This is a genomic window from Binatus sp. (SeqCode) (assembly GCF_049584895.1).
Lineage (GTDB): Bacteria > Desulfobacterota > Binatia > Binatales > Binataceae > Binatus.
Genome location: NZ_JBAUYR010000127.1, coordinates 1 through 23700, shown reverse-complemented (window position 1 = coordinate 23700; position 23700 = coordinate 1). Strand labels below are relative to the sequence as shown.

Here is a 23700-nt window from a genome sequence, read left to right as displayed (position 1 = left end):
CAGAACCGAAGGTTGTGATACTGGAAGGGACCAATGATCGCGTTTCCTTTCAGGATTGCGTGGCAAGGACTCATGGCATGATCTCCGGTTACGAAATTGCTAACACGTTTCTTCTGGTCTACGCGGGCTTGTTTCCGATCGTAAACCCGATCGGCGGCGCGCCGATTTTCCTTGGCCTGACTCGTCACTGCACCGACACGGAACGCAACGCGCTCGCGCTCGGCGTGACCTTCAACAGCTTCTTCCTGCTGCTCGGCTCGCTGCTGGTCGGTTCATATGTGCTTGAATTCTTCGGTATCACTTTGCCGATTGTGCGTGTCGCCGGTGGACTCATTGTGGCTGCAACAGGATGGAGTCTTCTCCAGGCGAGCGATGATTTTATCGACGACCGAACTGAGCACAAGCCGAAGATACCGACCGACGCGTTTTATCCGCTCACTATGCCGATCACTGTTGGCCCGGGATCGATCGCAGTGGCCATTACGCTCGGCAGCCAGCGGCCGCGAGAGATACCCTTCACCGATCTCGCGGTCCTCGGCGGTGCGGCCATCGCGGGAGTCGTCGCCATCGCAGCGACTATATATCTCTGTTACCGATTTGCCGAAGGCACCGTCGGAGCGCTGGGTGAGTCGGGCACCAATGTCTTGGTGCGGCTGTCGGCCTTCATCCTGTTCTGCATCGGCATCGCAATTATCTGGAGCGGCTACAGCGCCCTCGCGCATATCGCTAGCTAGTCGCTAGACTCGTTCGCGACAGTTCTGGACGGCATTGGAGAAACCAAAATGTCACTTCACAGAAAGCACGACTCCGGCAGGAAAGTATCGGACGTTATCTACGCATCGAGCGATCTTTCACTGGAGGTTCCCAAGCATAAGATTCCCCGCGACGAACGATCGCCGCGCACCGCCTACGCACTTATCCACGACGAACTGCTGCTCGACGGAAACTCACGGCAAAACCTCGCGACCTTCTGCACCACCTGGATGGAGCCCGAGGCGCTCACCCTGATGTCCGAGTGCATCGACAAGAACATGATCGACAAGGACGAGTATCCGCAGACCGCCGAGATCGAAGCGCGATGCGTCCATATCCTCGCTGATCTTTGGAATTCACCGGCCGGCGAAAATACCATCGGCTGTTCCACCACCGGCTCCAGCGAAGCTGCGATGCTCGGTGGTCTCGCCGCGAAATGGCGCTGGAGAGCCAAGCGGCGCGCTCAGGGCAAATCTACTGACAAGCCGAATCTGGTTTGCGGACCGGTGCAAGTATGCTGGCATAAGTTCGGACAGTACTTCGATGTCGAAGTCCGTGAGGTTCCGGTCGAAGGTGACCGGTTTTTGATGGGCCCGGAGCAGGCGCTCGCACGATGCGACGAGAATACCATCATGGTCGTCCCCACACTCGGCGTGACAACGTGCTGTCAGTACGAGCCGGTTCAGGCCATCGCTCACGCGCTCGACAATCTCGAAAAGAACAGCGGACTCGACATTCCAATCCACGTCGATGCGGCCAGCGGCGGTTTTCTTGCGCCGTTTTGCAGCCCCGAGATCGCGTGGGATTTCCGTCTGCCGAGGGTCAAGTCGATTAACACCTCGGGCCACAAGTTTGGCCTCGCGCCGCTAGGTGTGGGCTGGGTGGTATGGCGCGATCATGCGGATCTGCCGGAAGATCTGATTTTCCACGTGAACTATCTCGGCGGCGATATGCCGACCTTCGCGCTGAACTTTTCGCGCCCGGCCGGTCAAATCGTTTGTCAGTATTACAATTTTTTGCGGCTCGGTTTCGAAGGCTATCGGAGAATCCAGAACGCCTGTTACCACACTGCTCAACACATCGCGGCCGAGCTCGACAAGATGGGCCCGTTCCGCATCATTCACAACGGCCGCGGCGGACTTCCCGCGGTCTGCTGGATGCTCAAAGAGGGCAAGGACTGCGGCTTCACTCTTTACGATCTTTCCGATCGGCTCCGCGCGCGCGGATGGCAGGTGCCGGCCTACTCGATGCCGCCGAACCGCGAGGATCTCGTAGTCCAGCGCATCCTCGTCCGCCACGGCGTCAGCCGCGACCTCGGCGATCTTTTGTTGGAAGATATCCGCCGCTCGCTCGCGCTTCTCGAGAAGCATCCCATCTCACATCCGCTCACTGAAACGGAGGCCGGCGGCTACAACCACAATTGAAATCGACGTTGAAAGCAGACAGAAGCACACCAGGTACACTCACTCTGCGAGCGGCGTTGACAACGCGGTCGGCGCGCGAGATGTTGAAGCACTCTCAATTTGTACGCGTGAGTGCCACAAAGAATGTTGAAGATTAGTTGCGTCTATCGTGCGGCGTTAGCGTCATCGATCGCGGTTGTGCTGGCGCTCGACCTCCAAGGATGCGCTACCACCTGGAGACCGATTCCGATCACTCCGCGAGTCGCGCTTACTCCCACCAAGGGAGACGTCACGACCCAGGCGCGGCCGGGAGATCCGATTGGTGGAATTGTTCCTGTAGATGTATCGATCGCAAACGGCACCGACGAGCCGTACCTGATCGAGCCCGATCAGATTTTCGGTATCAACGAGCAAGGTCAAAGGATCATGCCGGTCACTACCAACGAAGCAATTCAGGAGGCCGGTAACGCAAACGCTCTGAAGGCGGGATTGACGGGAGCTGCGAAGAATGCGGCCATCGGCGCGGTTGCTGGAGCAGCCACCGGCGCAGCTATCGGCGCCGCTGTCGGCACCATCGTTCTCTCGCCCGCGCAAGGCGCTCTTGTCGGCGCTGCGATTGGCGGCAGCGTCGGTGCGGCTGGCGGGGGGGTGTACGGAGGCGCGCAGGGTCAGGCCGCCGCTCACCACGATGCTGAGACTCAAATCTCAGCTCTATCGTTGCAAACTCGCGAGGCTCATCCCAACTACTCGATCAACGGCTACGTGTTTTTTCCCAAGGGCGAGTACACCTCGATCCAGGTGACCCTTCTGAATGAAGAGACTCATCAGACCGATACCCGTACCTCTTCATGGGAAGGCGGCGAAATCGCGACGGGCGGCATCAGCGCGGTTCCGATGAGTACTTTATCGACAACAGTTGTCCCGGCCACCCCACAGCCATCTCCTCCGCAGCAATTCCAGCAGCAACGCCAGAACCAAACCGAATAACAAACTTGATGCTGGACTTTCAGGAAGATGGAGAAAGGCAGGGCAGGGTGCGGGCCACCGCGTATTGATAGACGCGTCCCGCCCACGAGAAAGTGTCAACCTGACCCATCGCACCGCCAGTCTTGAGTTGCGCGAGCTGGTTGGGATTGTTCGGATCTATCGCGATCGGAGCATAAGCGAGATAGCAGCTTCCGGTACTCGGAATTGCGTCGGTCAAAGGCGGCTGAAAATCCATCTTGAGAAAGTTGACCGCCGGAATCCATCCGTCCGGGCCGGTCTCGCTGTCGACGATAGGGGTCCAGTGCGCTTCATTGGTGGAATTCTGCAGGTGAAGTTCACGGTACTCGGGCGCGCCCGCGCTGCTCTTGCGCAGCTCGACCAGCACCATATCCGGCCGCGCAATCGCCATCATCTGGCATACATTCCCTGAGGTCAGTTTGGCTGGAGGCGCGCTAGCTTCCCCGGTGACCGGCTCGGGATCCAGATTCTTCGCATCGGCGTCGTCCGTGCTGTTACCCGACGTGTAAAGCGAGTGGGCCATGCTGATTACCGAGGGGATCGCTCCAAGCAATGGCAGGAAGCATCCCGCGGTGCCGAGCGCCATCGACGCCGCGAGCATCGCGAAAATCACCGTCGGCCAACCGGCCTTCGGCACCGAGCGCTGGAATGATTTCCGGTTACTCCCCACCGTTCTCCCCCAACCGACCCGTCTTTCGCTGCCGAGGGAGTCTAGCAGTTGGAACAGGGCAATACTAACTGTAGGACTGTCATCCTGTCCTTGGTTCAGAGAGGCCGGTCCCGGTGGGAACAAGAAGGTCTTATTTGCCTCCCAGAGCCCAGGTCTTGATTAGATGATGCGCGATCGCAATTGGCGGAGGAACTCGCACACCATCCACCTGTTTGCCTTCGATCAGATCGCGCGCGACGCTGCGTTCCAGCCACCGCACTTCCGCGAGCTCGTTTTCGTCAACCTTGGCGTCGCGGCTTTCCGCCTTCGCGAAACATCCGATCATTAGGGACGAAGGGAACGGCCAGGGTTGCGTCGCATAGTAAGTCACCTCGCCGACTTTCACCGACGCTTCCTCCATCAGCTCGCGCCGCACCGCTTCCTCGATCGTTTCGCCGGGCTCGACAAATCCCGCCAGCGCTGAGAACATCCCCGGCGGAAATTGCTTGCCGCGTCCCACCAGGCACGCCTCACCATACGTCGCGAGCATGATGACCACCGGATCAACGCGCGGAAAATGCTCAGAGTTGCATTTGCCGCACAGCCGGCGGTAACCCGCGTCCATGATCTTCGTCGCCGCGCCGCATCGTGGACAGAAGCCGTGCCTCTGATGCCAATCGATCATCGCCTTCGCCTGCGCGATGATCGCGGCGTCCTTCAGCGAGACCATCGACGCCGCCACGCGCGCGTCACGGAAGTAGCCGAGTCCCGCCAGCGGCCCGACGTTGGCAGGGTCACTCGCTTCCGAGACGTCGATCGCAAAGACCGCCCGGTCGCCATCAAGACCCAAAAAGATGCATACAGCTCCAGCATCCACGAACGAGTCCGCAATTCGCGACTCCACCAGGCCTAGCTCGATCGGAGGCCCCGACTTTTCTGAACCGAGTAGAAACGGCTCGAGCCGCCACATCGGAAGCACTATCGAAGACGGATCGCGCCGCTTGGACTCGATCCAAGTCGAATCGGTCCGCTTCTCACTCGCGCGATCAAGAGGACTACCGGCAAAAGGAATCATTCTGCCTCCACAAAAAAGCCAAAGCGAACTTCGTTCCGTGTGCTAACAAGGTAGCGTCGCATCGTGCTGGACGCCAAGCGCAAGCGGCGGCTACTATTCGCGGAGTAGCCTTGCCGATGGGATCGCCACTCAACGTATTGTTCATCACCGCCGACCAATGGCGCGGTGACTGCCTTTCTGCCCTCGCACATCCCGTCGTTCGCACGCCGAATCTCGACGCGCTCGCGGCCGACGGCGTGCTCTTCCGGCGCCACTTCGCCAACGCCGCGCCATGCGGTCCGAGTCGCGCGTCGCTCCACACCGGGATGTATCTCCAGAATCACCGATCGGGGACCAACGGCACTCCGCTCGATGCACGCCACACCAACTGGGCCAAGGAAGCCGCGGCGCACGGCTACGATCCAGTTCTGTTCGGGTACACCGACACCAGCCAGGATCCGCGCGGTCTCGACGCCGACGATCCGTGGCTCAAGAGTTACGAGGGTCCTTTGCCCGGCATCCGACCCGTATGCCTGATGACTTGGGCACCGACGCCCTGGACCGATTGGCTGAAAGCTCGCGGTTTCGAGGTGCCGGCCGATATCCGCTTCGCTTACGGCAATCGCGAGTCCGGTCCCGACTACGAAGACGGCGCGCCGAATCCAAAGCCGCACAAGTATCCGGCGGAATTCGACGACAGCGCGTTCCTGGTCGGCAAAACCATCGATTACATCAACAGCGCGAGCGGACCCTTCGTCGCGCACTTGTCGCTCCTGCGGCCTCATCCGCCGTTCGTCGCGCCCGAGCCTTACAACTCCATGTACGATCCTGCGACCGTCCCGGGTTTCGCGCGCCTGGCCACGCCCGAAGATGAGGCCCGTCAGCATCCATGGCTTGCGCATGAGCTAAGTCGCGGAGTCTTCCGAGCCACTGACAACGAAAAGCGACTTCGCCGGCTGAAGGCCGTTTACTACGGACTCATAAGCCGGGTTGACGCGGAGATCGGAAGGCTGATTCGGTTTCTCAAGGAGTCGGGCCGCTGGGATTCGACCCTCATCATCTTTACCTCGGACCACGGCGAGCAGATCGGCGACCACTGGCTGATCGGCAAATGCGGCTACTTCGACGGTTCCTACCACATCCCGCTAATCGTCCGAGATCCTAGGCCGCAAGCCAACGCTGAGCGCGGCGCGATAGTTTCATCCTTCACCGAAAACGTCGATGTCATGCCGACGATGCTCGAAGCGATCGGTGCCGAAATTCCGGTGCAATGCGACGGCGCATCACTCGCGCCGTTCCTCGAAGGCGCGGGCCGTCCCATCCGATGGCGCAGCGAAGCGCACTGGGAGTTCGACTTCCGCGATCCCGCCGACGATTCCGCTGAGCGCGCCCTCGGTCTCACGATGCATCAATGCACGATGAACATCATCCGCGGCGACCGCTACAAATACGTCCACTTCACAAATCTGCCGCCGCTATTTTTTGATCTACAAAAGGACCCCAACGAGTTCACCAACCTCGCGAATGACCCCGCCTACGCGCTGCAAGTCCTCGAGTACGCCCAAAAACTCCTGTCATGGCGCATGAACCACGACGAGCAAACCCTAACCCACATCACGCTACGCGACGACGGCCCAATAACCCGCCGCGCCCCCCGTTACTAAATCTTTTCTTCCCCTCTCCCTGAAAGGGAGAGGATCGAAGGTGAGGGTCCTCCCGAAGTGGCACAGGCTTTAGCCTGTGATTCTTCTCGCGGGATTCAAGATTCCGCCTTCTGATTGCCGGCTACGGCCGCTCGCCGCGATGGATGCGCGCTTCGATCGCGTCGATGGCAGCCTCGCATCCAGCGACCGCGTCGATCACTTCATGCGCCCCCGCCGCCGACAGTGCGGTCCGCGCATTCTTATGGCGCGTAGCCTGCTCTGCTGGCGCGAGTGCGGCGAAATCCTCCGCTGACAGCCCGACCATATTGCCCGTGCGAGCGACGCCGACCGTCCAGACTCCCGCGCGCAACCCTTCCTCGATATCGACAGGAGTGTCGCCGATTTTTATGATCGCCTCGAGCGGCTCGACCTGCATGCGAATTGCGTTGGCGAAGATCATCCACGGATACGGCCGTCCGGCGCCGACGTCATCCGGCGTGATCGCGCAGTCTGGCGCGTAGCCCTGTGCGGCCGCGGGTCGCAGGATCATCTCGAGCATCGCGCGCGTGTATCCTGTGGTGCTTCCGATCTTGATTCCACGCTTGCGAAGACGCGCGACGGTTTCCGCGACTCCATCGATCACGGTCGAGTACTTCACCAGGCATTCGAGCTGGAGCGGCACGAAATTCGCGAACAGGCTCTCGACGTCCGCTTCGACTGGATCGTGCCCGACGGCTTTGACCCATCGAGCCGAAACGTTTTTGCTGAGAAGAATCTTTCTGATGTGATCAATTTTCAGCACGCCCATGTCGCGACGCGCTTCCTCTTCCGAAATGGGAACGCCGCGCTTGGCAAACACTTCTTGCAGAACCCGCACTGGCGCGAGGCTGCCGTGATCGACCGTCGTGCCCGCCCAATCAAGAATGACGGCCTTCACCAGCCCCAAATACGACTGCTTCATTATACGTGCATCTCGCGGATCATCTGTTCGGCCAGGCCGAATGACAATGTCATGCCGGAGCCGCCGACCGCCGTGACGATACGAACACCAGGCGCGGCGTCGATCGCGACCCATGATTTCTCCGGATGCTTCGCGTACACGCCGTACCATCGCTCCGCGATCGAGAGGTCTGGCGCAACCAGAAACTCGCGCACGTTGCGCATCACGAGCTCGTCGATTTCGGTCTTGTTGAAGATATTGACCGCGAGGCCGTACTCATGCGAATCGCCAAGCGTCAGCGCGCCGTCTGCGGTCTGCGAAACCAGCGTATGAATCGCGAAGCGATCGTATTCGGCCATTTCGCGCGCGACTCGCTCTTTATGCTTCGGCAACGTCTCCGTGCAGATTTCAAACGCCGGGTAGAAGCGCAGCGTGAGGCCAGCGGCGAGGGCAGGGCCGAGTTCCCATCCATTTTTCTGTGGCGCGGTGCGCATCATCTGCAGCTTGCATCGATCGATACCGCTCGCTGCAAATAATTCTGGAAAAAGGGTCTCGAAATCATCGCCGCCGCATACAATAGCTTGCGTCGCTTCCCAGATTTCAGCTCCCGCTTCGATGCGCGGTAGCTGGATCGATCTCACTGCCGTGCCGAAGCGGAACCGGACGCCGAATTTCTCGGCGAGATACGCCGGCAGCTTCGCAAGTATCTGCCGCGGATCGACGGTGAGTTCCGCAGGACTCCAGATGCCGCCGAGAAGTCCTTTCGGATTAACCGACGAGCTCTTCTTCAACACCTCAGCAGGAGATAGCCAGGAGCAGGTATAGCCGAAGCCCATCCCGCGCTCGACGAACTCGCGCGCCACGTCTTCCTCATCTTGACGATAAACAACGTGAAGCGAGCCCGTCGGACGATATTGCAACGCTGCTTCGTCGAGAATTTCATTCCAGATTTGACGGCTGCGCGTCGCCATCTGATGCACGACGCCGGCCCGCTGTCCAATCGGCCAGATCATCCCGAAGTTGCGCACCGACGCGCCTTGCGCCCGAGGTGTGCGCTCGAACACGACCACCGACCGTCCGCGTTTCGCCGCGAAGTACGCATGCGCGAGGCCGAGGATGCCGGCCCCAACGATCGCCACGTCCACTTTGCGATTCGAGCTCATGGCGCGCTTGCCGGAATCCAGATAACTATCTCGATCGCGGCTCCTCGAAGTTCAGACCGAGCGGCGGATTCTCGACCTGTCCACCGCAGGCGCGTGCCAGCATCGGCTTCACCTCTTCAGCGAAATACTGCATTTGATCTTCGATCTCGGCACCGCTGAATCCTCCGGTCTCGAACCACGCGTTCAGCGCGAAGTCGTCGTAGCTGCAACTCTCTTTGATCCGCATGATCGAGGCCGCCACTTCCGACGGGGTTCCAAAAATCGCGATCTCTTTCTTGAGCAGCGTGCCCGCATCGACCTTCTTGCCGAGGTCCAACTTTTCTTCATCGGCGTCCGCGAGCACCGCGGCGAATCCAAACGGCCCGTAGTAGTCCCATTGTAGCTCGAGCGCCTCGCGGAAGCGTTTGAGCTCGCGGTCGCGGTCCATGCCGGGGAGCAGCAGGTGAATGTAGCGCCCGGTGATGACGCCGCGGCGTTTCTCCGCATCCCATCCATACTTCAATTGCCCGCGGCCCAGCCGATCCGGCCATTTCGCCTTCTCTGACACGTCGTAGTAGAGCTCGATGTTCTTCTTTAGGCGCGAGTTGGGCTCGACGATGAAATATCCATTGATGCCGCGCTCCGCCGCCCATCTGATGGAACGTTCCGTGGTCAGCGGCTCCCACACCTGCGGATGCGGCCGCTGGATTGGCTGCGGAAATACCTGCAGCTCTTTGAGGATCGTCGTCGATTGAAGAACTGGGTTGGACCCACCGTACGGATCGAGTCCGCCGATTTGGACGACGTCCTCGAGCTTGCGGCCGGCAGTACCGCGCGCAAAATATGCGATCGTCTGCTGATGATTCCATCGAGTAAAAACCGGCGGAATCGTAAAGAACTGTCCTTGATGCGAGAACGACGGCTGCGTCCACGCCTTGATGATGATGTCGTAGGCCTCCTGGTAGTAGGCGCGGTTGCGCTCCTGGTCCTGGATCGTCGCGAACGGCCATCCGAATACCTCGGCCTCGCGCGGCTGATAACCTCTGCCGATTCCAAACTCGAGCCGGCCGCCGCTCAGCACGTCGAGCATTGCGGCCTGTTCGGCGATACGGATCGGATGCCACCAGGTGATGATGTTGGCCGCCTGGCCGAGGCGGATTTGACGCGTGCGCGCCGCGATTGCGGTTTCGGCCAGTAGAGGATTCGGACTGAACTCGGCGCCCTCGGGCTGGAAGTGATGCTCGGTCATAAAAAAATAGTTGAAGCCGAGCTTGTCCGCGAGGATTCCCTGCCTGACCTGGCTCACCAGCGTCCGCTGGCTGGACTCGTGAACTTCGGCGAGATTGCCGTCGTTGACAGCGATACCATTTGGCGTCGTTGCAATCGGCAGGTCACTGGCACCGTTATGGAAAACTCCAATCTCAATCATGGCTGCCTCCTTGACGCTCGGCGCGCGCCGATAACCTGAGTACATACTTGAGAATGTGGAACTGGACAAATCCAGGTGGCACAGGCTTTAGCCTGTGATTCTACGCGCCTGAGCTCAAAGCTGTGCGAGAAGCGATTTTGCCGCTTTGAGTTCCGTCGTCTCGAAGCCTTCGGTGAAGCGGCCGTAGGCGACGCTCAGAACCTGGCGCGCTTCCTTCTTTTTCTTTTGATGCTTCCAGAGATTGCTCAAGCTACTCGCTGCGCGAAGCTGCCACTTGCGCGATCCCTGCGCACGCGCCATTTCTTGCGCCGCCAGGAAAGATTCCTCGGCATCTTTCTCGCCGCGCTTGCCGCCTTTTACGCCCGACCCGTCCCGAAATTGTTCCAGCGCGAGCTCGCCCTTCACGCGATGCAGTTCCGGCTCCCACGCATGCTCGTCTTTAATTTTCGCAAAGCGGAATCCGTCATCGATCGCGTCCGCTGCGAGCCGGTATTGTTTGGCCTTGATCGAATTTTCCGCAATCATGAGGTGCATCCCGGTCAGTCCCGCTTCGACGCCAATTGCCTGCGACGTCCCAACCCCTTGCTGCATCAGCGATAAACCGTCGTCGAAGCGTCCTTGCTCCGCAATCGCGGCGCCATGGAGATGCTTCCCGGTTGCGACGTAGTAGGGCAGTCCGTGCTCGGTCGCAAGCTCGATCGTGCGGCGCGACCAGCTTTCCGCGTTCGGCCATTCCTGTCGAAAACCATAAAGCACGGCCGCGAAGTAGGTTGCATAAATCACATCGGCAATGTTCCCAAGCCGTTCCGCCACCGACACCGCTTTACGCGCCATCGCGAGCGCCTGATCTGGATAGCCAATCAGCTCCAGCGTCCAGGCCAGCGCGCTGCGTGCCTCGACTCCCGTGTTGGACATGTAGGTAAAGGTGTCCAGGCGCGGCTCGGAGTCTCCACTCATCGAGATCGCGCGTTCGAGATTCTCGCGCGCATCGTCGAAGCGGCCGAGAAAATACTGGACGTGCCCGAGGCCGCGCAAACTTCTTGCGAGTTGCGCCGGCTCCGCGATGCTTTGCGCGAGGCGCAGGTTTTTCTCGGCGAGCTCGAGGCTGCGCGTCCATTCCCCGCGGCCGACCGCGAACGACCACAGTCCCATCAGCGCGGGAAAGAGATGCGGCGTTTCACCCAACTGCTGGCACAATTGGCCCGCGCGCTCGTATGCCTCCTGCACTTCGGGCGCGCCATAGCCCCTGGTGCTTTGCAGCGCGGCGCCTGTCGCAAGCCTGAGCTGCAGTTCATGTTCGAGACGTTCGTGACCTTCGGGCAACCGGCCGAGAATTCCCAGGCCGGCCGAAAGATGCTCGATTGCTTCGCGTGGCGCGCTGCGTCGGAGCGCATTGCGAGCCGCCTGCTCGCGATACCGGAGCGCGCGCTGGAAATTACGTCCCTGCTCGAAATGGCGCGCCAGCTCCGACGCGATCTCATTCGCGCGATCGCCGTACGCCGTTTCCTGCCGCTCGCCGATGCCATTATGCAGCCCGGATCGGCGCGCCGCGGTGAGCCGTGCGTAAACCGCTTCGCGGTACAACGCGTGCCGGAAGCGGAACCGCGCCGAAACCGTGCCGTCGGGCCATTCGTCGTCGCCCGCATCCTCCAGAAACGACATCCTGCTCGCCAACGCAGCGCATCGTTTCTCGACCTGCGTGAGCGTCGCATCGGCTCCTGCCGCAAGCGCCGCAGCGGAAAACTCCACGCCCGCGACGCTGGCAACTTCGAGCAATCGCTGTTCTTCAGCCTCCAGCCGCGAGAATTGTTGCGAGATCATCCCGGTGAGGTTGATCGGCACAATCCGATCCGCCTGCTCGATCAGGTCTTGTAGTGATGTCTGCTTCCCGGAACCTGTCGCAGCGGCTGCCTGACTATCGCCGAGCAGCGCGCTGACCACGGTGACCATGTACAACGGATTCCCTTCGGTCCGTTGGTGAATCGAGCGCGCCACCTGGTCTAGCCATACCGCCTCGCTCGCATCGCGCTCAATTCGGTTTCCGAGATACTCGGCGACCTCAATCGGCGTGAGCGGAGGCAGCGACAATTCCTCGCAATATCGTCCGCCAATTCGTGTGCGAGGATTCGAAGCGGATGCTCCGCCGCGAGAATCGCCAGCGGCCGATGCGTGCCGATTACCAGTAATCGCGCGCGCTCGGTCCGCCGCGCCAGCAGGTCAAGAAGGGTGATCGTCGAAGGATCGCTCCAATGCAAATCCTCGAACGCGAGCACCACCGGCCGCTGCAGGCATAGCTGCTCGAGCGCATCCGCCATCTCGCGCAGCATCCGCTGCTGGCTGGCGCCGTCTACTTTTTTCTGCAGATCGTTGAACGCGGCATCGTCGATCGCCCCTGGCATCTGTACCAGCCACGTCGGCGCGTGCTTGCTGAGCGTCTCGATCACTCGCGCGCCGTCCGTGTGATGCGCCAGGCGATGCAGTGCGTCGAGCATCGGCAAGTACGGCTCGCTTTCGCCGCGATGCTCGACGCATTGCCCGCGTCCAATCCAAACCTCGTCGCGATCCGCAACCTCGTTTAAGAATGTTTCGAGGATCGTGGTTTTGCCGATGCCCGCCTCTCCATTGAGGAAGACGACCTGGCGCGCGCCGATCGACGCTTTCGCAAATGCGCCGCGAAGCCGCGCGAGCTCCGCGTTTCTGCCGACGATAGCCGGAGTTTTGCTCGACTCTGTCGTGCTGTCGACCGCCGCCGACGTGCCAGCGCTCGTGAGTCGCTGGACCTCCGCAAGAAACCGGTAGCCGCGGCGCGCGATGGTCTCGATAAAGCGCGGCGATTCGGGATCGTCTTCGAGCGCGGCGCGCACCTCGCGCAGGTACACGCGCAGCACGCCCTCGCTGACGTAAGTGTTCGGCCAGATCGCCTTGCGCAATTCCTCGTGGAGCACGAGCCGCGCAGGATTTTCCGCCATGAAGCGCAGCAGCGCGAACGGTTTTGCGCGCAGCGGAATCAGATGATCGGCGCGCCAGAGCTGCTCGTTTTGAAGATCGAGTCGATACGGCGCGAACAGCAGTTGTGAAGTCGCCCGCATAAGAGTTCCTTCCGAGGCTCACCTAAAACACTTCTGAACGCAAATCATACGCTCGTTTAACGCATGCCTAACGGAGTGCGCGTCGCCAAAAACGCCACTGCCCGTTAGGCTTCCGTTCGTCAGAGAAAAAAACCTGGGAGGGTCAGTAAGGCAAATGGCAAATCGAAAGCGGTCACTAAACCAGAGCTCGTTAAACCAAATTGCAGAGGAGGAAACCATGAACACAACTACCAGCACGGCCACCACGGACCGGAACTCACGCGCCCGTCGCGCCAAGTCTAGCTCCAATTACATCCTGACGGGAATCCGTACAATGATCGCCGCAACCGCGATCTTATTCGCGGCCGCCGGCTATGCGCTGGCCGGTTCACCGCAGGCGCTACGGGTAGCGAACGGCACCAACGTCGTCGAGTTTGGGTCGCTGCCCCATGGAACCCACGACCCCAAACCAAAGATCGAGCTCAACAGCTCCGTATTCGGCGCGCCGCAAGGCGTGGTCTTCGATTCGTCGAACAACCTGTGGGTGATCGACGGCGGCACCGCAATTATGGGTGGTACGATCCCGCCGTCGCTCGAGGAGTTCACCGAAGCGCAGCTCAAGAATCTCAAGAAGGACCCGACCCCGACGCCGAACGTGCAGATAACGTCGTCGACAGATTTTGTGTTTCCGCAGCAGGCCGTCTTCGACACCGCCGGCAATCTGTGGGTCAGCGACAATGGCGCCAACGCGGTATTCGTGGTGACCCCGGCCCAACTTGCCGCCGGCGGTGACATCGCGTTCACCACTACGATCGATCCGACCCTGCGTTCCAGGGACCGCTGGGAATCGTGCTCCACGGCGGCAATCTGTACATCGCGAATAACGCGAGCACCACTATCTTCGAGTTCAACTCGAATCATCTTCCGGCGATTGGCAGCGGACTCACTACTCTTGTCCCTGACGTGATCCTTGACGACGACGGCATGGGCTCAATCCAGGCTCCGTGGGCGCTCGTGTTCGACCCAGCGGGCGACCTGTGGTCCAGCAACGCCAACGCCCCGTTCACGCTGGTAGAGTTTGGCCCGACGCAAATCACATCCTCGGGCGACCCGACCCCTGAGATCACGATCAGCCCGTTCGAGGTCAAGGTGGGTAAGAAGACTGAAGACGAGAGCCTGAGCGCGCCCAACGGCATCGCCTTCGACGCGATGGGTCACCTCGCGGCAATCAGCTCAGCGGCACCGTTCGGCGTCGCGAAATACAACGGCATGCAGGAGAGGATGGGCGGCTCGCTCAACCCGGCCAGCTTCCTGGTCGGCAACAACACCACTCTCAATGCGCCGGCGGGCGACAACTTCGGTCCGGACCTCAGTCACTAGCCGCGACCACGATCTACCAGCACTCGATTCATGCACGCGCCACTGCTCCCCCTCAACGAGGGGCGGTGGCGTGCTGCTATTCGAGACAATCGCGTTTGAACCTCGCTTCGGATTGACGGTATTAATTGCTGTATGCGGGCATTCAGCATCAAGCTCCGTGTACCCGTCCTGAGCTTTGTGATCGCCGCCTTGATTGCGACCCTGGCGACATCGCGCACAGCACAAAGCACCGATTTGACGACGCCGTCCTTTTTGGTCGCGACCCGCGATTTGCAGGACCCGCTCTTTCAGCACTCTGTGATCCTGATGGTGCCGTCCTCCGAGCCGCCGCTGCTCGCCGGTCTCATCATAAACAGTCCTGCCAAACAGCGGGTCCGAGATCTGTTCCCGCAGGTTCGCGACTTGAAGGGTCCGGATGAAACGATCTACACGGGCGGTCCGGTCGAGCTCGACGACGTTCCAGTGCTCCATCAGCATCGCGAATTATCGGTGATCTTCCGCTCGTCGTCGGCACAAAGCTCCGCCACACGGGTCTTCGATGACGTTTACGTCGCGACCGGCCGCGACGCCATTGCCGCAGTCCTCAAGGACCCGCGGATCACCGATCTCCGGGTTATCTCAGGGAAGGCTCAGTGGCTTCACGACCAGCTTTACGGCGAGGTCATGGCGGGAGCCTGGTACGTGATTCCGGCGAAGGCCGATCTGATTTTCAGCGACCCGAAGGACCTGTGGGCCACCCTGGTTAAGGGCGGCGATCTCGAGGAAGCCCGGGCTGGTCCGGCTTCAGAACTGAATTTGCCTTACTGGCTCTTGGATGGTACAAACTGGCAGCGTCGAATCTCACCCAATTGATTGGGAACGCGGTTGATCCTGCGCCGCGCAAAAACCTCAAGGGGACACCTTTCATGGCACGGACCAAGGAACGCAGTTTTGGTCAGGTACTTCGCGACCGTCGTCGGCAGTTAGACCTCACCCAGGAAGAAGTCGCGCGGCGCATCAAGACCTCGACTCCTTACATCGGCCACCTCGAATCGGCCAAGCGGCATCCGTCGGACAAAATTGTCACCCGTCTGGCCGAAGTGCTCGGACTCGATCGTCGTGAGCTGTTTTTCCTGGCGAATCCCCGCGCCCAGGCACTCCTCAACCCGGAGCCCGAAAGCGACTCGAAGTCGGCGTGGGAAGATTTCCGCAAGGACGAGCAGATAAGGCGCATTCACAATATTACTGGCGACGAGATGGAGATGCTCGAGCGCGTGGCGCTTCTCGGCGAAGTGCGCTCCCCCCGCGACTTCATCTATATACTGAACACGGTCCGCCACGCCGTCGGCAGGTAGCCCGGTCAGATCGCTGTTCCCCTTTCCCGCAAGAAGGGGCGGCTACCGTTCTGTTCCCCCTTTCCCGCGGGAAAGGGGGTGAGGGGGATAGGACGTGGCGGAATAGTTAGCTCAAATCCCCTTCCCCTTTGCTGGGGAAGGGGCCAGGGGTTAGGGCTCTGTCTTAGAGAAATTTGCGGGACATCACACTGGTACGCCTTCTTCATCGAGATCGCGAAGCAGGCGGACCCGGGTGCGCCGATGCACTCGTCGCATCCAGCGTCTGGACGCAACTCGGTTTGCCGAGGTTTGCCTCCAGGAATTGCTGCATGGCCGTCCATGAGGAAAACAATAGATCATCTCCGTCGACGTGGTCTGCGCCACTCACAAGATGCAGCTGGACACTGCCGTCCGATTTCCGCAACGCTTGCTCCATTTCTTCAGCCTGCTCGGGGAGTACGTTCGTGTCTGCATCCCCCTGAATCAAAAGCACCGGCGCTTTAATCCGGCTAGCCATGTTAACTGGGGAAGGGCTCTTGAGGTCGGACCGGCATTCTTTTGGAGGCCAGTCATACCAAGGCGATTGGGCGTTCGCGCTAACCAAATCGGTCGGCCCGTCATACGAGACGATTGCCCTGACGCGATGGCTGCGCGCACCGGTAAGCAATGCAACTTGGCCGCCGAACGATCCCCCCATCACCCCAATACGCTCGGGATCAACACCGGGCTGTGAGGCGAGCCATTCGATCATTTGTGTTGTATCAGCCGATTGGCCGAGCCCGCAGTCGATCTGACCGCCGCCCCACCCGCGCATTAATGGCAGCAGTACGACGTAGCCATGCTCCGCTAACAGCTGCGCTTCAAGTTCCAGCCCCGTTACCGCATCTCCCTTGTCGCGCCAGCTGGCGGGGTTCAAGGAGTGGAGAAGAAAGCTCACGACCAGCATCGGATAGTGGAAGAAAAACCCCACGTCCAAAAGCGGATCGCGCAGCGCTTCGCGCCAGGTGGGATTCCAGCCGTGGAGGAGAACGATTGCCGGTTCATGCTGGGTGCCGCATCCGCGCGGCCGATAGAGCGTCGCTGGAAGCATCAGCCCGTCTGCGCCCGGCACCCTGACCAGCTGCGAATCAGGGCCCGCGAACATATAGTACACTACCGACCGAGCCTTCATGTCCGCATCGAAAATGACGATGTACGCCGACCTATCTTCTATTGGCGCCGAGTCGCACAGAAATAAATTCCTTGGGTCGGACCCCCGCAACAAATTAGGCTGAACATAGTAAACGTAATACGTATATCCTCTTGGTCTCTCAATTTGGTTAGGTTTTCCTACTTTGCGTAAGAGCTCGTCGCTCGATTCACCAACTAGGAGGTCCTTGCCGATTGAAGGTGGATAGGCTGCAGTGCACTTGGTCGGCACTGTGAAGGTGAGGGATTCAAATGTAGAACAGCCTGCCGCGCAGAGAGTTAAGCCCGCCAGGAGAATCCCGATCACAATTGACGGTATGCTATCTAACGCGCGCGGCGATTGAGTCCGACGGCGGCCCGCAGTTTTTGGATGACCAATGGTGCTCACTCCCCCCCGCGACTTCATCTATATACTGAACACGGTCCGCCACGCCGTCGGCAGGTAGCCGGCTCAGATTGTCTTTCGAAAAGCGTCAGCCGGTGTCACGTGCATCGCACCCCACACCGGAATCGCGGCGCTAAGCAGGCTGATCACGATTGCGGCTAGCAGCGCTTCGAGCGCCGCGTCGAAGGTCACCGTCAGGTAGCCCGCACTCTCCAGCACCGCGCGCAGTGTCGTGCCGCTGCCGAATTGCCACAGTGCCAGGGCGCATCCGAATGCGCCGCCGACAGTACCGATCAGCGCGCACTCGCCGAACAGGATGCGCGCGATATAAGCTTGGTTGAACCCCAGCGCCCGCAACACAGCCACGTCGCGCAATCGCTCGCGCACCATCATCGACATCGCATTCGCGGCGATCAGAAAAATTGTCAGCGCGATCACCGCGGAGACGGCGGATACGATGGCGCGGATATCCCCGACCGTCGACATCAGGCCGGAAACCGCCTCGCTTTCAGTCATCGACGCGGTCTCGAAATCCGAGTTGTGGAACCCGCGGTCGATTTCATGAATGACCGACGGAACGTGGCTCGCGGTATTGACCCGAGTCACCAGGAATCCCGCGGGATGCTTTTCTTCGGGTATTCCGATTCTCTTTTCCGCTTCCACCAGGTAGTCGCGCCGGAACATGAAAAAATTCGGGTAGTTGTCCGCCGGTATCTCGCCGACCATCGTGAATTTGATGTCGAGGCGATTGGAATCGCCGCGCAGCGTGACGACATCTCCCACCTTCCAGCCATGCTTGCGCATCAACAGGCGTCCCGCGACCGCAGCGCTCCGATTGTTGTTGAACTGCTCGAGCACCTGCTGTGGAAGATTGTAGTCGGGATACATCAGCGCGACTTTATCCGCATCCAGCGCGAACGCCTGCACGGTTTCCGACGCGGTCTGATACGTGGCGCGCAGCACGACCATCGGCATGCACGCGACGACGCCGGGAATTTGCTCGATCGTCCGGCAATCTCGAGCCGGCACGCCGAGGTAACGCCCATCAGCGTTATAGGAATACACCCGCAGAGTCTCCGCGGTTTTTTTGAGAATCATGTCGATCGAGCTGGGGATGGCCGCGAGCACCGTGAAGATAAAGGTCGCGACCGCAAACGTGAGCATCGTCAGAACCGCACGGCGCGGTTGGCGGATCAAATAGCGCAAAACTAATCGGATCGATTGCATCGCGTTACGCCTCGCGCAGCGACTCTAGAATCGGAAGCCGCGACGCGCGCCACGCCGGCATCAGCCCGCCGGTAATTCCGATCAGCAGTGCCGCGACGATTCCGCCCGCGAGAGCGCTCATCGAGAAGGCCGAGGAGAAGACCACCGCGCCAACGCTCATCAGCCGATGATTCAGGCCCGCGGCAAATCCTAAAAAAATCGCCAGCAGATCGCCGACCACGCCGCCCGCGATTGCTAGAATCACGCTCTCGATCAGGAAGCTGGTCAGCACCGATCCGCGGCCGAAGCCCAGCGTGCGCAAAACTCCCACCTCGCGCGTCCGCCGCGCGACTGCGGCATACATCGTATTCATCCCGCCGAACGCCGCGCCGGTTCCTACGATCAGGCCGACTATCAGCACCAGCCCGCGCAGCCGGTCGGCGACCTTGGCTTGCTCCGCGAAGAAGTCTTTCTCGCTGATGGCGTCAACGGTAAGTCGCGCGTCTTCGGTGAGCGCGTTTTGAAACGTTTGCTCCGTTCCGGGTTTCAGCACGACATGAAATGACGAGTAGCCGTTCTCGAATCGCGCGTCCTGCTGCAGGACGTCGATGTCGGTCCAGAATTCCGACTCGAGCGCGCTGCCGCGATCGGCGAACACTCCGACGATCGTCCAGATCCGCCGCCCGTACTTGAACGTCGTGCCCACCCCCAGCTCGGGAAATCGTGCCGCCTGCTTTTCTCCGATCGCCATCTCGTCGCGACCCTGCGCCGGCCATCGCCCCGCAACCAGCTTGAGCCCGCGACGCATCCGATATGCAGCCGGCGAAACCCCACGCAACGACGCCGGCCTGAACTGAATCGCCGGTCGGTTCACCGCCGCGTTGAACGGCACCACCATCTCGGGGGAAAAGAGCGCCGCGCCCGACGCGTCAGTCGCGATCTCGGGCCGGCTGCGCAGGATGTCCGACTGCTCGCGAGGAATGTAGCTCTCGCCCTCGGACACCGTGCCGCGGCTGAGGATGATCCAATGGCCCGGCTCTCCCGCCAGCTCAAGGCTCTGCCGCAGGCCGCTGACGAAGCTCAGCAGGATCACGACCACCATCACGACCAGCGCTATCCCGAGCGCGGTCATCAGCGAAGTCGTTCGTCGGACCATCAGGCTCCGAAGATTGTATGTGATCGGAATTACAGCCATTTACAGCCGGGCGCGACGGTCCGCCGCCAGAGGGAAGTCACACCCAGCGCTGGCTGTTATCGGTAGGATCGCGCACGGTTCGCAACTCTACAAGTTGGAGACCGTAGTGTGCAAACGGTCTGACCGGTGCGCGATTAACTGAAGGTTGATATTTCGAGGTATCAGATCATCAAACTGTCGCCTCCGCAACCCGCTGGATTCCTTCGAGTGCCGAGCTGCGCTCAGCGCGAACCTTGCTCGAAGGCGTGTGGCCGACCGATTCCTCGAGCACGCCCCAATACGTACTCGTCACGTGCGCGCTTTCGCGATACTCCGACTTCGACATCAGGATCGCGTGGAGCTCGGGCAGCCGATAGAAGGGCACGCTCGGGAAAAAGTGATGCTCGATATGATAGTTGACGTTTTTTGGCGCAAGAAAAATCCGCTCGATCCACGTCGGCTGCGTCGTCCGCGTCTTTGGATACGCGCTACCCGGTTCATCGATCGCATGATGCTCGGCAATGCTGCGGATGCGCATGATCATAACCAGCCACGTGAACATCGGGATCACCCAGTACAGCGCGAAACCTTCCAGCGCACCGGCGTACGCGATGATTCCGAGCGCAGCCGCGTAAAATCCGTACCGCGCGATCAGGAATCCCGTCGGGACGGAATCCGCGGCTGCCACCGAAGCCGCCAGCTTGAGCATCGCAGGCGCATTCAACCCGGTCGCGTCACGGAAAAGTGTCTTCGCCAGATTGGGGACGGTCTGGGGAAACACCCACACCGGATCGCCCGCCCTGCGCTTCAAGTCGGGATCCTGCGCGGTGTTAAGGAACTTGTGATGCGCGAAATGATTCTTGCGGTACTGCCGCGCCGTAACCAGATGCGGCCACGCCAGCACTACTTCCGAGACCCAATCATTGAGCCGCCGATTGCGCAGCAGCCGATAATGTACGCCGTCGTGCATCAGCACCAGCAGTGCATGCTGGCGCGAGCCGATGAAGGCGACCGCGAAAACGTACAGCATCGGATGCCAGAATCGCTGGCATAGATAGATTGTCGCCACGATCAATCCCCACTCCGCGGCGATATGCATGCACGCGATAAATGGCTTGACGGTGGATAGCTCGGTCAGTTCTTCCTTCGTGAGTTTGACGGGAATGTTCGTGGCAATGTCGCCGAAGCGTCCCGTTTCCAATGATGGCTCTGTTGATGTTCGGTAGTTCATGCTTCCCCTCACGTACTGATTGGACCAATCCGATTCAGTCGCTCGCAAAATTGGCGCTATTGCAGCACCGCCGCGTTTTCCGTGTGCACCATCGTTGAATCAACCGCCGGCGCTTCATCGACAAATGCCGGACGCCCGCCCGCCGATTTCCCTTTCAGGAAATTTTTGAAACGCAGAACGCTGAAGTCGTCGTTGGTCTCGATGATCAGCTGCGCAAATACTCGCGTCAGCTTTGTCAGCGATTCACCCTCGAGAATCATCGGCTGCGCCCAAATCGATTCGCCCTTGAGCGTTTCGAGGTAAGGATATTCGACCGGTTCTCCCGCATTGACGAAGCCCGTCGCGCGGTAGAACGGGGTCCCGTCGAACGGCCTCACTCCCAGGTAGGCGAGGATCGCGCGCGCGTCGAGCAGCCCGGCCAGGATTGCCGCTCCCGCTCGCGCCAGCGCTCCTGCGCCGATCGCCCGCGACCACAGCTCGCTGACCTCCAGCACCGATCGGGGCGGCAGATGCGACAGGTCGGGCCTGGGGCAGGTTTGCGGAAACATTTCGAGATCGTGGATTACCAGCCCGGCGATCATTTTCTCGGCGGGGTCGTCGTCGTTTTCAAACAGCGCGTAGAGATTGCCGAAGGTCAGATGTATTCTGGCCAGGCGCGAGCGCGATCGTTCCTTGAATCCCAGTCCATGCTTTGCACGAATCTGCTCGGTACGCGCGGCGAAAATTCTTCGATCGTTTTCGTTGGTGAGCAAACGCAGTTCCATTAGGTAGCTCCTTCCCCGGGGCTGGTTTCGGACGCGATTCAGTTTCCGAATCTTGAGATACGGCTTAAGAAAGAATTCCCGCACGAGGCGGAGGCGAACGAGGCATGATACAATTGAAATGAAGCCGAAATTTCGGCGCGGGTAATGCGCGAAGCGGTCGAAAATTGGTCGTTAAAGACTCGAACATCGAGCTTAAAAATCCGCCAATTTGTAGTATCGCGGTTAGTTACACCGGAATTGCTTCGCAGCGCAACGCTATTTTTGCTCGAATTGGGCTAAACCGAACGGCTTGTTGCCTATCTAGCATTAATTCAGTACTTTTGGTTATAATTTGGCAGGGGAGATAGCCGACCGATGACCGTAAAGAAAAGGATCTCGCGCATTGTCGGGCTGACAGCAGATATCGTTAAAACTGCTGAAGCAGCTTCAAATGTGCATGAGCCCGCTCCTGCCGCCATTACTGACGAAATCAGGCGTCTATGGAGTCGGGACTACGGGTACGCTCTCCGCTGCGGCCTAAGCCGGGCGGAGCTCCACGAAATTGTCCGGACCGCAAAACGCACGGCATGGCCTCACCTCAATGACGAAGCCGTTCGCCTCGGTTCGATGAAAGAATTTGCCCAGCGGGCGTCCGCACTCGGCGCCGATTTTCGAATCGCCAAAATGCCCTGGCCGTCAGGCCTCGCGGTGTTCGGTTTCTATTTGGGTAAAGACTCCGGTTTGGAGAAGCGTCCGCTCATCTGCCTGAACGGCGCACATCATCCGGCGGCGGTCGCGACCGCGTTCCTCCACGAAGTAGGGCACCACGTCACTGCGGAACTCTTTTCCACGCGCAACGAAATGGTCCAGATGTCACGCCAAACGGGATACGAGGCGCATCTGAACAATCCGCGCGAACTGGCCGCCGACGTGCTCGTGAGCCTCGGTGTGTACCCGCGCAATATAGCCTCGAAAATATTCGACAGCACGCAGGATCGGAGAATCCCGAACGCTGAAGACAACGTGAAATCACCGTCGGCCGCAAAAGCGGTCCTCGGCACGGCGCGGCGTTATGGCCTCGATTTCGAAAGCCTGCCCGACCGGAAGCGACTCCAGTACCAGGCCGGCCTTATTCATTTTACCAGGTTACGTCAGGCCCTCCTCGACGAGTATGGTTATTAGGGACGGCGGCTACCAGGGACGGTGCTAAAGATTGGGAATGCGTCCGCCCCCCGTCCGAACAATCTGACAGAGGGAACACCGCATTCCATTGCGGTCAAAACCTGCTTAACCCTGCTGTACAGGGCCCACCCCTGCCGAAGGCAGCGTGAAACCGACGAAGGTTTCACCAAAAAGTATATTCTCCCTACCACACCAATAGTTATCTTTTTTAACTTGTCAATCCCAACGCTACGCGCATTTTGTCCTTAAGCGGTTGAATTGGCTCGCATTTGCGCCGATGCGCGTACGCTCCGCAGTCACGCCAAACGCCTGTGGTTCAGCCCAAAAGACAACGGAGCGAAAATGAATCTCTACTGTTAGTTTTGTCGCGCGATCGAAAAGACTCGAGGTTTATCCCGGCTTGCTCAGTCCCAACGCCGTGCGCAGCTTGCCCTTCAGCAGCGTGATCAGTTTGCCTTCCCAGCAAACGTAATTATCCGGGATGTCGAGCACCACGACTTTCTCCGCGTGCACCTCGCCGAACCGTTCCCGAATATGCCGGCGATGCGCCTCCTCCATCACGCAGATCACATCGGCTTCCTCGACCAGCTCCATGCTCACCTGATTCTTCGCCCACGGCTCGGTCCCTGCCGACGTGACCCACATCGGCGCGCACATCTCCGCCAGCACCATCGCAGCCGTCGGACTGCGATCCATGTTGCCGGTACAAACCATCAAAACTTTTTTCATGACGATCGGCTAAAGAATTTTTCCCTCTGTTCCCCTCTCCAGAAGGGAGAGGGGTTAGGGGTGAGGTGCACTACGCCAACCCC

General features: G+C 59.9%; 22 protein-coding genes. 9 read left to right on the top strand and 13 right to left on the bottom strand.

Going from position 1 to position 23700, the window contains the following annotated elements:
* Positions 1–77 precede the first annotated feature (77 nt).
* The 3 genes from WB650_RS21405 (at position 78) to WB650_RS21395 (ending at position 3143) form a co-directional block, all read left to right on the top strand.
* A complete protein-coding gene (locus WB650_RS21405) occupies positions 78–734 on the top strand; it encodes a MarC family protein (RefSeq protein WP_422305515.1) in 657 nt (218 codons plus the stop codon).
* A gap of 48 nt (positions 735–782) precedes the next feature.
* On the top strand, positions 783–2177 hold the full coding sequence (locus WB650_RS21400) for a glutamate decarboxylase (RefSeq protein ID WP_422305513.1): 1395 nt from the start codon (positions 783–785) through the stop codon (positions 2175–2177).
* Between the two features lie 123 nt (positions 2178–2300).
* Entirely contained in the window at positions 2301–3143 is an 843-nt protein-coding gene (locus WB650_RS21395) for a hypothetical protein (RefSeq protein ID WP_423961971.1), read from the top strand.
* A 19-nt stretch (positions 3144–3162) separates the two neighbouring features.
* Here WB650_RS21395 and WB650_RS21390 read toward each other — a convergent pair whose 3' ends face one another.
* Entirely contained in the window at positions 3163–3831 is a 669-nt protein-coding gene (locus WB650_RS21390) for a hypothetical protein (protein ID WP_422305508.1), read from the bottom strand.
* Between the two features lie 130 nt (positions 3832–3961).
* Positions 3962–4885: an NAD(+) diphosphatase gene (gene nudC, locus WB650_RS21385; protein ID WP_422305506.1), complete on the bottom strand. Its 924-nt coding sequence runs from the start codon at positions 4883–4885 to the stop codon at positions 3962–3964.
* 116 nt (positions 4886–5001) lie between these two features.
* Here nudC and WB650_RS21380 point away from each other — a divergent pair, with 116 nt between their 5' ends.
* A complete protein-coding gene (locus WB650_RS21380; RefSeq protein WP_423961968.1) occupies positions 5002–6528 on the top strand; it encodes an alkaline phosphatase family protein in 1527 nt (508 codons plus the stop codon).
* Between the two features lie 121 nt (positions 6529–6649).
* Here the strand turns inward: WB650_RS21380 and phnX are convergent, their stop codons facing one another.
* The 5 genes from phnX to WB650_RS21355 form a co-directional block, all read right to left on the bottom strand.
* Positions 6650–7468 (bottom strand): phosphonoacetaldehyde hydrolase, encoded by an 819-nt coding sequence (gene phnX / locus WB650_RS21375; protein ID WP_423961966.1) that lies wholly within the window; start codon positions 7466–7468, stop codon positions 6650–6652.
* Positions 7468–8610, bottom strand: coding sequence for a TIGR03364 family FAD-dependent oxidoreductase (locus tag WB650_RS21370; RefSeq protein WP_422305841.1), 1143 nt, complete (start codon positions 8608–8610; stop codon positions 7468–7470). The genes phnX and WB650_RS21370 overlap by 1 nt, the downstream gene beginning before the upstream one ends.
* Positions 8611–8635: 25 nt before the next feature.
* A complete protein-coding gene (locus WB650_RS21365; protein WP_422305843.1) occupies positions 8636–10018 on the bottom strand; it encodes an LLM class flavin-dependent oxidoreductase in 1383 nt (460 codons plus the stop codon).
* Between the two features lie 114 nt (positions 10019–10132).
* Positions 10133–12106 carry an ATP-binding protein gene (locus WB650_RS21360; RefSeq protein ID WP_422305845.1) on the bottom strand — a complete coding sequence of 658 codons (1974 nt, stop codon included), beginning with the start codon at positions 12104–12106 and terminating at the stop codon, positions 10133–10135.
* Positions 12019–13107: an AAA family ATPase gene (locus WB650_RS21355; RefSeq protein WP_422305847.1), complete on the bottom strand. Its 1089-nt coding sequence runs from the start codon at positions 13105–13107 to the stop codon at positions 12019–12021. Before WB650_RS21355 ends, WB650_RS21360 begins: the two co-directional genes overlap by 88 nt.
* 217 nt (positions 13108–13324) lie before the next feature.
* On the opposite strand from WB650_RS21355, the gene WB650_RS21350 reads away from it, so the two are divergent.
* From WB650_RS21350 to WB650_RS21335, 4 genes are all read left to right on the top strand, one after another.
* Positions 13325–14053 (top strand): hypothetical protein, encoded by a 729-nt coding sequence (locus WB650_RS21350; protein WP_422305849.1) that lies wholly within the window; start codon positions 13325–13327, stop codon positions 14051–14053.
* The gene (locus tag WB650_RS21345) at positions 14050–14466 is read left to right on the top strand and encodes a hypothetical protein (protein ID WP_422305851.1); all 417 of its coding nucleotides are present in this window, start codon (positions 14050–14052) and stop codon (positions 14464–14466) included. The genes WB650_RS21350 and WB650_RS21345 overlap by 4 nt, the downstream gene beginning before the upstream one ends.
* 132 nt (positions 14467–14598) lie before the next feature.
* Complete coding sequence (locus WB650_RS21340) at positions 14599–15318, top strand: YqgE/AlgH family protein (protein ID WP_422305853.1); 720 nt, start codon at positions 14599–14601, stop codon at positions 15316–15318.
* A 53-nt stretch (positions 15319–15371) separates the two neighbouring features.
* A complete protein-coding gene (locus WB650_RS21335) occupies positions 15372–15800 on the top strand; it encodes a helix-turn-helix domain-containing protein (protein ID WP_422305855.1) in 429 nt (142 codons plus the stop codon).
* Between the two features lie 202 nt (positions 15801–16002).
* On the opposite strand, the gene WB650_RS21330 is transcribed toward WB650_RS21335, so the two are convergent.
* From WB650_RS21330 to WB650_RS21310, 5 genes are all read right to left on the bottom strand, one after another.
* Positions 16003–16890 carry an alpha/beta hydrolase family protein gene (locus WB650_RS21330; protein WP_423961963.1) on the bottom strand — a complete coding sequence of 296 codons (888 nt, stop codon included), beginning with the start codon at positions 16888–16890 and terminating at the stop codon, positions 16003–16005.
* Positions 16891–17418: 528 nt separating this feature from the next.
* Complete coding sequence (locus tag WB650_RS21325) at positions 17419–18516, bottom strand: ABC transporter permease (protein ID WP_422307257.1); 1098 nt, start codon at positions 18514–18516, stop codon at positions 17419–17421.
* Positions 18517–18583: 67 nt separating this feature from the next.
* A complete protein-coding gene (locus WB650_RS21320; RefSeq protein ID WP_422307255.1) occupies positions 18584–19753 on the bottom strand; it encodes an ABC transporter permease in 1170 nt (389 codons plus the stop codon).
* A 169-nt stretch (positions 19754–19922) separates the two neighbouring features.
* Positions 19923–20963 (bottom strand): fatty acid desaturase family protein, encoded by a 1041-nt coding sequence (locus WB650_RS21315; protein ID WP_423961961.1) that lies wholly within the window; start codon positions 20961–20963, stop codon positions 19923–19925.
* A gap of 56 nt (positions 20964–21019) precedes the next feature.
* Complete coding sequence (locus tag WB650_RS21310) at positions 21020–21727, bottom strand: hypothetical protein (protein WP_422307251.1); 708 nt, start codon at positions 21725–21727, stop codon at positions 21020–21022.
* 606 nt (positions 21728–22333) lie between these two features.
* Here WB650_RS21310 and WB650_RS21305 point away from each other — a divergent pair.
* Complete coding sequence (locus WB650_RS21305) at positions 22334–22888, top strand: hypothetical protein (RefSeq protein WP_423961959.1); 555 nt, start codon at positions 22334–22336, stop codon at positions 22886–22888.
* Between the two features lie 390 nt (positions 22889–23278).
* Here the strand turns inward: WB650_RS21305 and WB650_RS21300 are convergent, their stop codons facing one another.
* Positions 23279–23617, bottom strand: a complete 339-nt coding sequence (locus WB650_RS21300; protein ID WP_422307247.1) for a phosphotyrosine protein phosphatase — start codon at positions 23615–23617, stop codon at positions 23279–23281.
* Positions 23618–23700 lie beyond the last annotated feature (83 nt).

What these genes read in the sequence shown, in the direction of transcription:
- WB650_RS21405 (WP_422305515.1), top strand. Translation starts at nt 78, where the DNA reads ATGATCTCCGGTTACGAAATTGCTAACACGTTTCTTCTGGTCTACGCG.
- WB650_RS21400 (WP_422305513.1), top strand. Translation starts at nt 783, where the DNA reads ATGTCACTTCACAGAAAGCACGACTCCGGCAGGAAAGTATCGGACGTT.
- WB650_RS21395 (WP_423961971.1), top strand. Translation starts at nt 2,301, where the DNA reads ATGTTGAAGATTAGTTGCGTCTATCGTGCGGCGTTAGCGTCATCGATC.
- nudC (WP_422305506.1), bottom strand. Translation starts at nt 4,885, where the DNA reads ATGATTCCTTTTGCCGGTAGTCCTCTTGATCGCGCGAGTGAGAAGCGG.
- WB650_RS21380 (WP_423961968.1), top strand. Translation starts at nt 5,002, where the DNA reads ATGGGATCGCCACTCAACGTATTGTTCATCACCGCCGACCAATGGCGC.
- phnX (WP_423961966.1), bottom strand. Translation starts at nt 7,468, where the DNA reads ATGAAGCAGTCGTATTTGGGGCTGGTGAAGGCCGTCATTCTTGATTGG.
- WB650_RS21370 (WP_422305841.1), bottom strand. Translation starts at nt 8,610, where the DNA reads ATGAGCTCGAATCGCAAAGTGGACGTGGCGATCGTTGGGGCCGGCATC.
- WB650_RS21365 (WP_422305843.1), bottom strand. Translation starts at nt 10,018, where the DNA reads ATGATTGAGATTGGAGTTTTCCATAACGGTGCCAGTGACCTGCCGATT.
- WB650_RS21355 (WP_422305847.1), bottom strand. Translation starts at nt 13,107, where the DNA reads ATGCGGGCGACTTCACAACTGCTGTTCGCGCCGTATCGACTCGATCTT.
- WB650_RS21350 (WP_422305849.1), top strand. Translation starts at nt 13,325, where the DNA reads ATGAACACAACTACCAGCACGGCCACCACGGACCGGAACTCACGCGCC.
- WB650_RS21340 (WP_422305853.1), top strand. Translation starts at nt 14,599, where the DNA reads ATGCGGGCATTCAGCATCAAGCTCCGTGTACCCGTCCTGAGCTTTGTG.
- WB650_RS21335 (WP_422305855.1), top strand. Translation starts at nt 15,372, where the DNA reads ATGGCACGGACCAAGGAACGCAGTTTTGGTCAGGTACTTCGCGACCGT.
- WB650_RS21325 (WP_422307257.1), bottom strand. Translation starts at nt 18,516, where the DNA reads ATGCTCACGTTTGCGGTCGCGACCTTTATCTTCACGGTGCTCGCGGCC.
- WB650_RS21320 (WP_422307255.1), bottom strand. Translation starts at nt 19,753, where the DNA reads ATGGCTGTAATTCCGATCACATACAATCTTCGGAGCCTGATGGTCCGA.
- WB650_RS21315 (WP_423961961.1), bottom strand. Translation starts at nt 20,963, where the DNA reads ATGAACTACCGAACATCAACAGAGCCATCATTGGAAACGGGACGCTTC.
- WB650_RS21310 (WP_422307251.1), bottom strand. Translation starts at nt 21,727, where the DNA reads ATGGAACTGCGTTTGCTCACCAACGAAAACGATCGAAGAATTTTCGCC.
- WB650_RS21305 (WP_423961959.1), top strand. Translation starts at nt 22,334, where the DNA reads ATGAAAGAATTTGCCCAGCGGGCGTCCGCACTCGGCGCCGATTTTCGA.
- WB650_RS21300 (WP_422307247.1), bottom strand. Translation starts at nt 23,617, where the DNA reads ATGAAAAAAGTTTTGATGGTTTGTACCGGCAACATGGATCGCAGTCCG.